Here is a 14,727-nt window from a genome sequence, read left to right on the forward strand (position 1 = left end):
TACTATTATAGGTAATTTACTTTGGCTTCCCAGTAAGTTTTTTAAGTTAAGAATCATGACCAACTAAAGGCAACAGCAAACGGCTAACTACCCGGTTATCTGGTAATTGATAAAAATTCAACTCTCCTCCCAACTCCTGCATGAGGTTTTGGCAGATTAGTAGATGTAAAGCTGGGGGTTGGTCGAGATTGGTGGGAGCAAGCACATCTTTGGATGTATTGTCATGTAGTTCTGTTAGTAGCTGTGGTTCGATCGCACCGTTGTATGTAATAGACAGTTCTAGCGATGTCTGATGTTCAGCCGCTCCAGTTGTAGAAGAAGAATATTTTATATCTAAGGGTTTTGACGCATCTAAACGGCGACACCAAATGTCAATTCTGCTGCCAATTGGAGAACGGTTACAGGCAGTAACCAATAATTCATGGATAACTAATTCAATTTTGACAATATCACCAGCGATCGCCATTGCGGATTGAGAGCTTGAACTAGGAACGCCTCTGGCTAATGGAGAATTCTTTGGTGATTCTTGCTCATCAATTGGTTGTCCCAAGCCATGTACACCAATCCACAGCTTTTGTTGTTTGAGTAAATTGTCGATGCGTTCGAGCGATCGCTTCAGTAAACTGGCTATGGGCATAGTTTCCCAACTGATATGTAGTTGCCAGTTCTCAAGTTTTAGCATTCCACTCATGGAAGTGGCTGTGTGGTCTAATTGTCTTAGCAATAGCTGGTAGCGCATCTGAGTCAGTTCATTCGCAGGAATACCCAAATCATGTATTTGTTTCAGGGATAGTGCCGTTATTCTTTGGATTTCCTCTAGACGACGATGTTTGTACCAGTTGAGTTGTCGTAATTCCTCTGTTGTGGACTCTAAAAGTCGGTTAATTTGTTTTTGACGACGCCACCAAGCTAATTGAGAAATCAGAGTTGCGATCGCATTGAGGTTTTGTTGTGACCAGCGACGCTCTTGATAGTCTGCTAATAACACTACACCTGTGATTTCATAATCAGCATTGGTACGTAATGCCATCACCAAAATTTGACCTTTATCTGGAATATTCAACCATTTTCGAGTTTCCGAGGGTAAATTATCTACCTTCAAAGTCAAGTAATTCTCCGTAACCAGTGCCCACTGAATTAGGGCTTCAGACTGGATAGGAATAGAGGCATCGGAAAAAATCCCAAATTGGCTATTGTCAGTCACTCCAGGAATAATTTCTGCCAAATTTTCACCGGGCGACCAAGATAGCAGTAACGCCAGGGGACAACCCAGAATTGATGCTATTTGTTCGAGTGCTGTATGTTCTAAATGCTTTTTATCGACCTCGACTTTGCTGTTCTGGGTTTGTGTCAGGATATTTAAGCATTGCTCAAACGCCTGGGAAGTTTTTTGCTGCTGGGTAGTGCGGTTGTGTAATTGCCACTGACGAACAATCACACCTATCTGTTGACTAACAGCCCACAGTAACTCTTTTTCGAGAGTTGTCCAAGAACGATAGGTTTCGTGAGTGATGACCAAAAGTGCTGCTGGAATATGACCGTGAGTGCATTTACAAATAAGTAGCGATCGCACTCCACTTTCTAGTAAAGAGGGCCGCCAGTTAAAAAAGCGTAAATCTTCATCTAAATTCTCAATCTCCACCGCTTCCGTTGAACGTTGCAAAAGCTGTCCATCTAATTCTTTGAGAGTATTCAGGGTAAATGTCAGCGGTCGGCGATTATGAGGCTGACTTTGGTAAATAAATTGATAATTATTCTGTTCAGGATCGTACTGCAACAGCAAAAAACGGGTGGCTGTTAATCGAGCTAAAACTTTTTTAGCACAGCTGTGTAAAGTTTCCTGAAGGTCATGTTCGCTATAGATACCTTGGGCAACTTGACCAGTCAGTTGGGCATCCTCTTGAATCTGTTTAATAGTGCTTTCCATACTTTCGTTAGGTGCAATCAAAGAGATTAAACCAGCCACACCCTGAACAAAATTTTTGTCTGCCTCCGTCCAGATTCGAGGTTCATTGCTTTCCACCGCCAGAAAACCAAGCAAGTTCTTTTGCCAGATTATTGGAGCGGCCAGGAGCGATCGCACTTTCAGCTTTTGCAGTAATTTTGCCGTAAAATGGCTTTTCAAAGAACTCCGTGCATCACCAATTGAAACAATTTGGTTAACTGCCAAAGCATAATAAAAGTCACTCAAGTCCTGTACAGTCATTCCCGCCGCTTGCTGAGTGCTGGAATTGCGATCGCTTTTGACAAGCTGATTGCTCATCCGACACCAAAAGTAGCGTCCTTCTCGCTCAAACCAATAAATATTTGTCCGACTAGGGGAGACAAATTTATGAGTTGCTTGCACCCCTGCTTCCAGCCTTTGATTAAGGTTATTGAGGGTGCGTAAATTTTCAAGCAATTCTAATAATGGCTCATCGGTTCGCTTGGTTTGCTTTTGCTGCTTATGTATCTCCTGTTGATAAAGCAATGCCCCCAATTCACCTAAAACCATCATCAAACGTGCTTTTGCTTCCCCTGTCAGTAAATAGCCCCAGCGTTCTGAACCCAGTAACAGCAAACCCAAGCAACGATCTTTATAGCGAATTGGTAAAAGAATCGTTCCTTGGATCTGCAATTTTTCAGCAATTTTGCGCCATTCGGCGGCGCGGATTTCAGTTTGTAAATCAGCTATGCCCAAGGGGTGTTGTTCAATCACCACTTGCTCTAATAAATCCCCAGGACTGAGAACAACCTTTTGGTATAAAAAGCTCGTGTCGCGATCCGGTGTAATACCGCCTTTGCCGAATAATATGTGATTCAGGCGATCGTAAAGGGCAATCCAAATCAGTTTGTAGTCAAACTGTTCTTTAAGATAAGAAATAGTAGTTTCAATCAGAACGTCAACATCATCTTCTTCTCTGAGGCTCTGGAGGACGCGCCCCAAAGAGAGGATCTGTTGTTCGGCGGCTATAGGTTTTTGCGGCTGCCCCATCTGATTTATTGGTTAACATAACTTGTAATATATAAGATGCCCAGAAAACCACCCTGAGTAATATCGCCATAAGTGTTTAATATTGAACCGGAACAGCTTAATAGGCGGTTATGTACCCACAAGTACCTATAGCAAAACAAACCGTTGATTTTTTCTTAGTTTGCGTCAGATTAAGTAATTTACCTTAAACAGCAAGAAGGCTCACACTGAACCCTACGGATTCAGTTTTGAGATGAATTGCGCGTGAGTTGACGACAGTCTTCTGAACGGGAAAGTGAGGTTTTTATGACCGATAGAAATCTTGCTGCAATGAGTAGAGAACAATTAAGAGACTACGTGAAAAAACATCCACAAGACCAGGCTGCTTTCCAAACGTACATGGACAGGCTACAAAATGAACCTGGTATTGAAATAACTTCAATGGATCAATTTGAGCAGCTAGTCCGCGAGAGAATTAGACAATCTCAAAATGAATGATCTGCGCTAGTTCCAAAAATCAAAGCTAATGGATATTTATAAATTTGCAATTAGTCCGCTTTTGTTCAATGTGGTAAAAACAGACCCAGAGTGGTTACACCAGCAGACGATTCGCAGTTTTAGCTGGCTATCACAAACCCCTACTAGTTGGGCAAACCAACGCCTACAAAAATCTTTATCTCTGTACGATTCGCACCTAGAACAAAAGTTGTTTGGGCTAAATTTCCCAAATCCAGTAGGATTAGCAGCTGGGTTTGACAAGGATGGAGTAGCTGCTGGTATTTGGTCTAATCTGGGTTTTGGCTTTGCAGAACTAGGAACTGTAACTTTTCACGCACAACCAGGAAATCCGCGTCCCCGTTTGTTTCGCTTACCGTTGGATAAAGCCGCTCTCAATCGTATGGGCTTTAACAATCTCGGTGCAGCAGCAATGGCAACCCGTTTGGTACAGGAAAAACAGGAGTCTACCAACTTAATACCCATAGGGATAAATTTGGGTAAATCTAAGGTAACTCCTCTAGAAGAAGCCGCACAAGATTATCTCGATAGTTTTCGCCTACTCAAGGATTTGGGAGATTATTTTGTTGTTAATGTCTCTTCCCCTAATACGCCGGGGTTGCGATCGCTCCAAGATGCTTCTATGCTCAGTGCCATCTTGAATTTATTACAACAAGAAAACACTACACATAAACCAATTTTTGTCAAGATAGCGCCAGATTTAGATTGGGTTGCGATCGCTGAAATTATTTCTTTGGCTAAAACCTACAATTTGGCGGGAATTATCGCCACCAATACCACCATCCGCCGTGATGGACTGAAAACCCAGGTAATTAACCAAACTGGCAAATCACCTCAAGAAGAAGCTGGCGGAATTAGCGGTGAACCATTGCGCGATCGCTCCACTGAGGTAATTCGTTTTATTTGGCAGCAAACCCAAGGAGAAATTCCAATTATTGGCGTTGGTGGCATTTTTTCCCCAGAGGATGCTTGGGAAAAAATTACTGCTGGTGCTAGTTTAATCCAGGTTTATACTGGCTGGATTTACGAAGGCCCACTGATGGTACGCCGGATTCTAGAAGGTTTACTTTCCAAGCTAGAACAAAACGGATTCAATTCCATCAGAGAAGCTGTGGGCTTAGAAATAAAAAGTAAAAAGTAAAAAACAAACCTTTAAAGTCCTTTCTTTTGCCTTTTGCCTTTTAACTTTTGCCTTATTATTCCTCCTCTACTGGGAAAAACTCTTTAGTTTTTTCTGAGTATGACCAGGCAATACCATCAGGGTCTTTACTGCGACTCCATTCAGGAAACTCTGGATCATTTCGTCGTTTATAAACCGTGCTGGAATAGACATTTAGACGTTTGGCAAGTTCAGATTGGATCAGAGAGCCAAAAATTAACTGTTTTTCCAGCGATCGTTTAGCTTCCTCATGGGTTAGGGTTGGCTCTGGTATTGATTCAGTTTCTGTTTCTTCCTCCTCAAGTGTTGTTGTCGTTGGTGGTGCTAAGAGCGATCGCGCAGTTTTAGTAACTGGTTGAGCCGGAAGTTCTTTGACAGGCTCACTACTGTCAAGAATATTGCCGAGAATGCTGGCAGTTATAAAGTAATAAGACTGGCCCGCTTCTTCGGAATTCACTATACTGGCACCAAATTCCGAGGCTTTACCATCCAAGTAGCGTTTTGCCGTTGTTCCGGGAAAATTGCCCTTGATTGCCAAATCCATAGGCGTAAGTCTGCCCTGATTTTCTCGAACCAATTGATGAAAAATTGGGTTAACTCGTATAGTCCACTGTTGCCATTGATATTCCTGCCAAATCTTGAAGCCAATTGCCAGCACAATTAGCGCTAGCAAAATTCTCCAGGTAGCAACCAGGAAAATAATCAAAAACGAGATGGGCAAAAGTAGAACGAGAAAAGCCTTGCCGTTGTCTTCTATGGGTTTTTCACTCATGCCGATTTTTGCCAAGTGAATTTGTGGAAATAATATTATATATATTGGCAAAAATTGTGACACTTTTTTGTATCTTTTGGCAAAGTTGTGGCAAACTTGCCGGCAAAACCTTTACCGTGTAGGTGTTATAGCCTATTGAAACTGGAACTTCTCTTATTGGTCTGCGATGCCTACGGCGGTAAACTACGCGCAAAGTTTTTACCCAGAGAAAAAAGAAGATTTCTAACTCAACCAACAACTCTATAAATTTAAATCGTGAGTCCCTTGACAACAGATAATACACATACTACATTAATAATACAAGTCAACTTTCATCAGAGAGTTAACTTGCGCCAGTAGCGGATAGCTCAAATGACAGAGCGCCCACCTTGCCCGTAAGGGCCGAAGTATCAAGGGTTATCGTATATAACTTAAACCCCTCGATCAAACTTCTGGAGGTGTAGGTAAAAATCCTACTTCGCTACACCAAATTCAGTACTGAGTCACGAATTTTAAATGTTTAACTAATAACTTTATATGTGGTGGGTAGCTCAGTGGATAGAGCGCCTAAATATCCTTATTCACCCCTTGCCTGAAAAGGCCGACGAATCGAGGGTTATCGCCTGCCAAGCGGGAGGTCGCGGGTTCGATTCCCGCTCCACTACACCAAATCTAGTGCTGAAACTTTTAATTTTTAATTTTTAATTTTTATGTGGCGGGTAGCTCAGAGGTAGAGCGCTAAACATCCTTTTTCACCCCTTGCCTGCAAAGGCCGACGAATTAGGGTTATCGATTAGGGTTCGAGAGGTCGCGGGTTCGATTCCCGCTTCGCCACCTTTCATTTTTGCCCGCGAGGGCCGGGAGATGAAGCGATGAATTACAATTTTTTCACTAAAAATAAGACTAAAACACCCCAAAATCAGCCTATCCCCGGACGAGAAGCAGAAATGGTTCAGGGACACTCCGGCGGCTGGATGTTTGATGCTGGCATTTGGAAAATGCTGCGTCGCTGTCTTTTGGTTGGCACAGCAAAAAGCACTTACTACGCTGGTAAACAAGAATTAACTGAGGATTTTGTGACAGTTGTAAGACTTGCTGTTGCCGAAAATCCCGGTCGTGTAGCGGAAGAAATTTTGTATGCTAGCGATGGACGCGCCATCAATAACAGTGCGCCTATCTTAGCTTTGGTGCTGCTGTCGATGGGTGAAACACCAGAAGCAAAACAGGCATTTGGTGAAATCTTCCCGCAAGTTGTTCGCACTGGTAGCCACTTCTACGAATGGCTGAACTACACCAAATCTCTGCGGGGATTTGGCAAAGTAGTGCGGGAAGCTGGTAAAACTTGGCTCTCAAGGGAAGATGTTAAGGGTTTAGCTTATCAACTGTTGAAATATCAACAGCGTCAAGGCTTCTCCCACCGAGATGCTTTGCGGTTGTTCCATGTCAAACCGCCTACAGAAAATCACCGTCAACTATTTGAGTGGGTAGTTAGAGGCTGGGAAGAATTGCCAACAGACATTCCCTCAGAGGCGTTAGCGCAGATTTGGTGGTACGAGTGGCTTAAACGGAATCCCACCCAAACCCATGAAGCTATTTCTCAAGGACGCTTAACCCACGAAATGGCAGCACCTGTGGGCAAAATGGATAAGCAAGCTTGGCAGTTGCTATTTCAGGAAATGCCAATAAGTGCAATGTTACGTAACCTGGGTTCTTTAACTGAACTGGGTGTGTTACGAGCTGATGAAAACGCTAATTTGCTACGAGTGGAAGCAGTTCTTAATCGCAGAGAACATCTGCGTAAAGGTCGCATCCATCCGATTGATGTTTTGAAAGCACTCAAGACTTATGAATCTGGTGGAACATTAGGACGTAGTAAGAAAACTTGGAATCCAGTTCCTCGGATTGTGGACATTTTAGAAAAGGCAGTTGAACTGTCTTTTGATGTTGTGCAACCTACAGGTAAAGTGTTCATGCACGCCGTGGACATTTCTGGTTCTATGGGTAGCTTGGTTGCAGATATGGGACTGACTTGCTGTGAAATTGCCACCACAATGGCACTAGTGACAGCAAAAGCAGAGAAAAACTATATGATTCGCGGCTTTTCTACAGAATTTCGTGAATTAGGTATCAGTGCCAAAGATAGTTTTAGTTCTGCGGTTCGCAAAGCTAGCAATCAAAACTTCGGTGGAACGGATGCGTCTGTAGCTTACGACTGGATGATTAAGAATAAGTTCAAAGCAGATGTTGTCTGCTTTTGGACTGACTCGGAAAGCTGGGCTGGATATAAGCATCCAAGTCAAGCGCTGAAGGAGTACCGCAAAAAGGTAAATCCTAACGTCAAGGCGGTGTATGTCACTTTGACACCTTACCAAATTACTTTGGTAGATCCTGAAGATTCGCTGTCTTGGGATTTGGCAGGGTTCGACCCAGGTACGCCTCGCATTATCCAGATGCTAGCTACGGGTGAATTGTAGATATTCCTGAAGGGTAAAGGATGAAACACTTTATCCTTCATGCTTCATGGCGGGTTATCCTTGTTCGCAACTTGCCTTTCGGGGCCGAAGAATTTAGGGTTATCGGTTACATCTCCACCATTGTGGGGATTAGCGGGTTCAATCCCCGCACCCGCCTTTGTTTGATTTTCGATGTGCGATGGGTAAGAGTAGGGTGTCTTCGATGTGCGATCGCATTTCTCAAACTTGTCAGTTAAAATTCTGCTAATTAAGTCAAAAATGTTGCTATAAATTTACTGTAATATTGTTCATTTATTCTTAGACTATGAATTGCTTGTTTTACTTCCTCACTTTTTTGCTCAAATGACAGCTTATCAAATCTTTGTACTAATTTTTCTAAGTTTACTTTGATTTTATCAAAAGCTTCTGTACTTTCGTTATTTTTTGTAATTTGATATAAAAACATTCCTGTAAAATCCTGACATTCAGCTAAATATTGAATTAACTTAATCATTAGTTTATCCTCTTTAACTTTCGTCGCCATCAGCAAAGCTGTTTGAAAAAAACACTGGCTTACTTTCAAACTTCTTTGGTAATACTCAAATTCCTTGCTACTTGCTATAAAATTTTCTTCAATTTCATCAATTATTCCTAATACTTGTGTGCTTAATGCAAACTTATAAAGTACTAAACCTAAATTAGAATAACAATCAACATATTCAAAAACCATATTTTCGATAGCTTTAAAGAAAGGATTATCTAATACCTTTGGTTCTTGCCTTAATTCTTCAAAGCAACCTACTCCGTAAAATTCCATCACATGGTAAACAACTTCTAAGGCAATAGTTTCCTGTTTACTTAGTCCTTGTTTTACTGCTATTTTTGCATTTTCTATATTTAGATACGTTTGTTCTTGAGTATCATTTACTTTAATGCAAGTAATTTTTGGAATAATTGTTTGGCAGCTATTAGATATTAATGTAGATAAAAATATTCCAGCTTCAGTGTGACATTGTTTCCAATCATTTGTTAATTTAAGTCTTTGTATGGCTTCTTCGCGAATAACTTCATACAAGTAGCATCCTTCTTCACTAAACTTTACTAAAGCTCTGTTTTTTAAACCCCTGAGAAGTTTGAGTTTATCTCGCTCCTTTTGCTCATCCCAAAGCAAGTAAAAAATTCCTTCTTCAGGTATTATAGAAACATATTGATAACGGTAACATCCTAATCTGCATAAAAGTTTATAGACTTGGGGATTATCTCGTTGAAGTTTATCAAACTGATATTGAACAAGATTCTCTAAAGTAGAATTTATTAATAAATAATCACAATTTTTTTTCCAAAAATATTTTAAGTCTCCTTTTGATGTCGTTACAATATCACCACTAAGGATATACATAACCTCTGCATTACCTCCATAGGCTTGATGCATTTCCCTGAGAGCATCACTATCTATATTAATGTTACAGATTTCAAAATACTGTCGCCATACTTCTTGCTTTAAACCCTCTATTGTATAAGATTGAAAAGTTTGAAGACGCTTCAACGTATGTTCATCAATTTGCTCACGGCTTGTAATGAGAGTGACTGACTGTACACTATGATGCGCTAGTACAGTTAATAATTCTACATAATAGCTGTGCTGAGGTTCTATTAACTTACCATTTATCAAAGCAGGTTCAAGGTTATCAATTAATACACCAATCTTTCTAATCTGAAGCTGGGTTTTCAATTGCTCCAGCATAATCATAAAATTTTCTTCTGGATTATCCTTAAAATAATCTCTGAGCTTGACTCTTAACCAATCTTCTACTGAGTTGAGGTTCTGAGGTGTGCTTCCTACACGCAGTTCAAGATATTCTAAACCTTGAAGCTCAAACCATTTTTTAGCCAAGGTTGTTTTACCTATACCGCCCTCTGCTTGAATTAGAATAACTTTTGCGCCTTCGTTAACAAGGTTATTGAGGTGTGCGATCGCATCCTCACGCCCCACAAAATCATAATTCTTTGATGTTGGATTTTGATGTTTCTCTGTTTGAGATTTGCCAACTCGAATATCAACTATCTCTTGCCAATTTAGACCGAGCCCTTTACAAATTTCTTCAAAATTGAGGCGATCAATTGGTATCACCCGAAAAAAATTAGTAACTGTTGCGCGAGATAGTCCTAAATCTCTTGCTAAAGCAGCCTTATTTAAACTATTACGGATCAAAGCTTGATTTGCTTTTGCGATACCTTCTGTAGATGCTTTAAGCCCCCGCTCTGCCATATTTCAACTACGCAAGTTTTAATTATCTTAACTAAAGCTAATTAAAACTCATACACACTCATACACCAAGTCAGACACTCTGGATAGCTGACTCAGACGCTATCTCAGACACCAACCCTCGAAGCTAGTTGATGTAGTCATTCACAACACTCATGAAATCTACTTACATCAACGGACGATGCTACTATCAAGGCAATGGTGGTGTTGTTCTTCCTGCTGTCACCACAGTTTTAAAAGCGACACAGCCACCTGAGTCTCTAGCCGCCCTTTGCCATTGGCGCAATAAAGTTGGCGATGCAGAAGCAAATCGAATTGCTGCTAACAGCCGTCGCCGAGGAAATGCCTTACACCAATTGATTAAAGAATACTTGCAAGGTTACTCGCCCAAACCTGACAACAGCCTGATTCAGCCTTACTGGGATAGCGTTCAATCTGTGCTAAACCAACTTAGCGATGTTCAACTGGTTGAAGAAGCCGTGCCTAATTATAAAGAACTTTACGCCGGGAAAGTTGATTTAGTTGCTCGTTATCAAGGTGTTCCGCATTTAATTGAATGGACAACAGCCGAGGAAGCAAAACTGAGAATTGATAAGCTTTATGACAAGCCTTTACAACTAGCTGCTTATTGTGGTGCAATAAATCGGTATTATAGCGATCGCCTCTTTAACTGCAAAATTAACCATGCTCTCATTGTCGTAGCCTTGCCAGGTGAAAAAGCAGAGATTTTTGAATTTGATCGTGCAAGGCTAATTCATGTCTGGCATCAATGGCTGAATCGGCTGAATTTTTTCTTTAGTGCAGTTGCTGCATAAAAGTGCGATCGCATACCCGCCCAAAGCGATCGCAATTTTTTACAAGCAAAACCCGAAAATTAGACACAACATAAAATAGCGTAGGCGTAGCCCGTCATAGACATCGCTCATCATTTATTTAACTACCGAATGCTTAATTAAATAATCCCCCCAAGAAATTGATAATTGGTTTCCAAAAAATACCAGTCAACACATAAGGAGCGTATTGTAAAAGCGGTAAGCTAGTCTGCTTCGATGGCTTCAAAGGTAAACACTCCAAGAGAAAAGGCACTATACAGGTAAGCCCATAGGCAGTTGCTAAGGCTGTATTCCATTTAGGTTCATCTCCTGGTATGGGGCTATAATAAATACCCAGCATAATGAACGAGATCATTAAAAACTGCTCCCATAAAAACCAGGATTGAGGTGGTAGAAAATAAACTAACTGGAGAAAGCTGTTGTTGTCTATTTTTTGTCGCATCCCGAAAAGTACAGCCCAAGTTGCAGCGCCAACAATACCATCATCTTTCAGTCCATAAGTTCTTTGAAAGCGTTTAACGCCTCTCTCAGTTTCACGACTAAAATATCCGTCAGGTTCTTTTTTAAAAAATCCTTCTTCATTGAGAATAATTTGCAGTTCTTTAACTGCATCCTGTAACTTTGGAGACATACTTTTTTGATTGCGGTAAAGCTTTGGGTAGAAAAGGCAAGCCCAACTCAGTGGCCCAACTATCCCATCTACCTGAAGATTATTAGCTTTCTGAAATTTAATTACAGCCTCTTCTGTTTCTAAGTCAAATTTACCACTAATAGTTGAGAGGAAATCCTGAGCTTGCAGTCGTTCTTGGAGTTCATTAATTGATTCTTGTGCAGAGTTTGGCGAAAAGCCTCGGTATAATATGGGACGTTTATTGAATACACAGACTTGTTTTTCTTCTGGAAAATAACGTCGGGATTGTTTTAGCCCAAACAAGAGGTTTAGAAAGTTAAGTGTTTTATTTGTCATAGTTTTATTGAGTAATTTGTGAAAAAATCATCTGGCAAAGTTTTACAGCCTAGAAGTCGATATGGTCGGCAGCCTCTACGTACTAGAGACAAAAATAAACTTATAAATTAGCTTACTGGTTAAATTTAAGACAGGAGTTAACACTGTTAAAAAAATGTTACTAATTTGTCAAACTTTTGTTCGTTAAAATGTTGCTAACGCCACATTGATAACGAATTTATTGGGTAATATTTATGCCAGGTCAGTCAGAAGATTGGAATTTACCTAAAAGTTGGAATCGCAAGATTTTGCAGGACTGGGAGATAGACCGACTACTGACTAATTTGGAGGTTACACTTCAAAAGCGTTACAGACAAAGTACTAGGAAAGACCTGTTACTTGGGCTACTCTGTGGGTACAGCTTGAAAAAGATTGGTCAAGATTTGCACAAAGAAAACGCTGCTGTCAGAGCAGGGTTAAGCAATATCTATCGGGATATTGAAGTTTTGACAGGAGAAGCAAATAAAAGTGTCAAGTCCAGTAATCTTGTCTACGTTTTGGAAAAACATGGTTATCGTAGAGGGTCTGTTGTAGCTACTATCCAACGCCGTGACATCCCCCACAATTTGCCAGCACCGACTTACACCCAATTTATTGGTCGGGAGGCAGATATGAAAAAGCTATTAGAACGCCTTTCATCGGTGCATGGCGCTCACATGATCACAGTACATGGCATTGGTGGCGTAGGTAAAACGGCGCTGGTGTTAGCAGCTGCTTATCTATGCTTAAAAGCTAGTAACGAAAACTCTTCTGACGCACCCAAATTTGATGCGATTATTTTCACTTCAGCCAAACAACAAGAACTTATTCCCACTAATAGTATCTTGTGGCGGCAACAGGGACAGCGTAATCTACGCGATATCTTTCGAGAAATTGCTAATGCTTTAGATGACCCGACAATTCTTCAATCTCCTCCCAATGACCAATTCGATCGTGTTCGCCAAATTCTCTCAAAACGGAGAACACTGTTGATTGTGGACAATATGGAGACTATAGAGGACAGAAATGAGGTTATTGAGTTTTTATATAATCTACCCATTTGCATCAAAGTAATAATTACTAGCCGCGAACAAATTGCCTTGTTGCCAATCCGTCTGCGAAACTTACCTCAAGATGATGGTTTGCAGTTGATTAGACAACAAGCTGAAGAAAAAGGTATAAGCATCAACGATGAGGACTCTAAGCAACTCTACGATCGCACTGGCGGCATCCCTCTGGCGATCGTATATTCGCTTGGTCAATTATCCGGTGGCTACTCCCTAAACTCGGTATTGAATCGATTAACCTCGGCTACAGGTGATGTGGCTCGTTTTTGCTTTGAGCAATCAGTACAAGGAATCAAGGGACAGCCACCGCACAAGTTACTCATGTCACTGGCGATTTTTCCTGACTCTGCCATACTCGCAGCTGTGGCTGAGGTTGCTGGGCTAACAGCCGCTCCTGATATTGTAAATAATGGCTTGGCGCGTTTGCAGCAACTTTCCTTGGTGAATCTCAACCCAGAGACTAAGCGGTTTGATATGCTCTCTTTGACTCGTGAATATGCCTTAGCAGAATTAGCCGCTTACCCAGATTTTGAGAGGGAAGCACGAAGGCGCTGGGTGAGATGGTATCTTGATTTTGCCCACAATTATGCCGGAGAAGATTGGGAGAAGTGGATACACTACAATAAGTTAGAACCAGAAGAAGGAAATCTGCGAGCAGTACTTCATTGGTGTGAAGACAAAGAACACTATGAAGCAGTTAGGGATTTATGGCTTCTCTTAAGCCACTATGCAAATCTCTATGCCTATTGGGACGATCGCTTAGATTGGCTGCAATGGCTCATAGAACAATCAGAACGGCGTGGTGAATGGTCTTGTTTTGTAAAAATCATCGTCCGCAAAAGCTGGCTACTAATTCGAGAGTGTTCCTCTGTGAGTCTGAAAGAAGCAGATAAAATTTTGCGACGGACGTGGGTTTTGCGCGATCATGCAGATTTATGTGTTCAGGCTGACTTAGCCGAAAGTATGGCTAGGCTGCAAATTAGACAGAAGGATTATAAAGATGCACGTCACTGGCTAACTGTAGAAGAAAAATTGGTGATCGAGGCGAATCTAGAGGAGCGACAGCACATCCGCTATTTTATTCCCGTTCTTTATCATCAGGCTGAAATCCATTATTTAGAAGGTGAATATCTTTTAGCAAAGAAGCTCTTTCAAGAGGTGATGAAAAGTGCAGAAAAAATTAGTTGGCATCGGGTGATCAATTCTGCTCAAAATTGGCTGGCTGATATTGCAATTGAACAAGGCGATCGCGACGAAGCTCAAAAGCTATTAATTCAAGGCTTGACTGTTGCTGAAACGACTCACAACAAGCGACGTTTGGCTCGCTATCGGCGTTCTCTTGCCCGTTGGGAGAAAAAGTGGGGAAGTGCAGAGAAAGCCTACCAATTGTCAATTAAGGCTATTGATGGTTTTAAGCTCTTGGGAATGACACGGGATGCACAGGAGATGCAAATTTTCCTTGATTCACTGTAATCATAGGCGCTTATGTTGCCCACCCGACAAGATGGGATAATTTATTTATTGGAAATCCCTAAAAGCGCGATCGCATATCGACCAACACTAGACAAGATAATTTTTTACAAGATAATGTAATATAACTTAGCAGTATTCGAGCGATGCCTACGGCGGGATGCGCCTACGCTATTCCTTTTCAATCTAATTGCAAGCAAAGCGGCAATTTGCTACATATCAGAATGGTTCCATCCAAACTTGTCCACCCAAAGACAGTAGATTAAGTTTTGTC

Annotated in this window: 10 protein-coding genes and 2 tRNA genes; 8 read left to right on the plus strand and 4 right to left on the minus strand. The window is 41.2% G+C overall.

Translation table 11 applies throughout. The annotated features are described in order from the left end of the window. Positions 1-46 precede the first annotated feature (46 nt). Positions 47-2,974 carry a sensor histidine kinase gene (locus NPUN_RS04635; RefSeq protein WP_012407670.1) on the minus strand — a complete coding sequence of 976 codons (2,928 nt, stop codon included), beginning with the start codon at positions 2,972-2,974 and terminating at the stop codon, positions 47-49. A 285-nt stretch (positions 2,975-3,259) separates the two neighbouring features. Between NPUN_RS04635 and NPUN_RS04640 the strand changes: the two genes are divergently transcribed. Continuing rightward, entirely contained in the window at positions 3,260-3,451 is a 192-nt protein-coding gene (locus tag NPUN_RS04640; RefSeq protein WP_012407671.1) for a DUF6887 family protein, read from the plus strand. Positions 3,452-3,479: 28 nt separating this feature from the next. After that, on the plus strand, positions 3,480-4,610 hold the full coding sequence (locus tag NPUN_RS04645; RefSeq protein WP_012407672.1) for a quinone-dependent dihydroorotate dehydrogenase: 1,131 nt from the start codon (positions 3,480-3,482) through the stop codon (positions 4,608-4,610). 55 nt (positions 4,611-4,665) lie between these two features. On the opposite strand, the gene NPUN_RS04650 is transcribed toward NPUN_RS04645, so the two are convergent. Next, positions 4,666-5,400 (minus strand): hypothetical protein, encoded by a 735-nt coding sequence (locus NPUN_RS04650; RefSeq protein WP_012407673.1) that lies wholly within the window; start codon positions 5,398-5,400, stop codon positions 4,666-4,668. A gap of 518 nt (positions 5,401-5,918) precedes the next feature. Here NPUN_RS04650 and NPUN_RS40345 point away from each other — a divergent pair. The 4 genes from NPUN_RS40345 to NPUN_RS40355 all read left to right on the plus strand — a co-directional run bounded on the left by NPUN_RS40345 (position 5,919) and on the right by NPUN_RS40355 (position 8,089). After that, positions 5,919-6,048, plus strand: a tRNA-OTHER gene (locus NPUN_RS40345). A gap of 44 nt (positions 6,049-6,092) precedes the next feature. Continuing rightward, positions 6,093-6,214: transfer RNA gene (locus NPUN_RS40350), tRNA-OTHER, on the plus strand. 37 nt (positions 6,215-6,251) lie between these two features. Further along, the gene (locus NPUN_RS04655) at positions 6,252-7,853 is read left to right on the plus strand and encodes a TROVE domain-containing protein (protein WP_012407674.1); all 1,602 of its coding nucleotides are present in this window, start codon (positions 6,252-6,254) and stop codon (positions 7,851-7,853) included. A 20-nt stretch (positions 7,854-7,873) separates the two neighbouring features. After that, the gene (locus NPUN_RS40355) at positions 7,874-8,089 is read left to right on the plus strand and encodes a hypothetical protein (protein WP_148220247.1); all 216 of its coding nucleotides are present in this window, start codon (positions 7,874-7,876) and stop codon (positions 8,087-8,089) included. Between the two features lie 11 nt (positions 8,090-8,100). On the opposite strand, the gene NPUN_RS37320 is transcribed toward NPUN_RS40355, so the two are convergent. Then, entirely contained in the window at positions 8,101-10,101 is a 2,001-nt protein-coding gene (locus NPUN_RS37320) for a P-loop NTPase family protein (protein ID WP_012407675.1), read from the minus strand. 152 nt (positions 10,102-10,253) lie between these two features. On the opposite strand from NPUN_RS37320, the gene NPUN_RS04665 reads away from it, so the two are divergent. Further along, a complete protein-coding gene (locus NPUN_RS04665) occupies positions 10,254-10,913 on the plus strand; it encodes a hypothetical protein (protein ID WP_012407676.1) in 660 nt (219 codons plus the stop codon). A 133-nt stretch (positions 10,914-11,046) separates the two neighbouring features. Here the strand turns inward: NPUN_RS04665 and NPUN_RS04670 are convergent, their stop codons facing one another. Next, positions 11,047-11,898, minus strand: coding sequence for a peptidoglycan-binding domain-containing protein (locus tag NPUN_RS04670; RefSeq protein ID WP_012407677.1), 852 nt, complete (start codon positions 11,896-11,898; stop codon positions 11,047-11,049). Positions 11,899-12,131: 233 nt separating this feature from the next. Here NPUN_RS04670 and NPUN_RS04675 point away from each other — a divergent pair, with 233 nt between their 5' ends. Further along, positions 12,132-14,456: a tetratricopeptide repeat protein gene (locus NPUN_RS04675; RefSeq protein ID WP_012407678.1), complete on the plus strand. Its 2,325-nt coding sequence runs from the start codon at positions 12,132-12,134 to the stop codon at positions 14,454-14,456. Positions 14,457-14,727: the final 271 nt, after the last annotated feature.

It is taken from the genome of Nostoc punctiforme PCC 73102 (genome assembly GCF_000020025.1).
GTDB lineage: Bacteria > Cyanobacteriota > Cyanobacteriia > Cyanobacteriales > Nostocaceae > Nostoc > Nostoc punctiforme.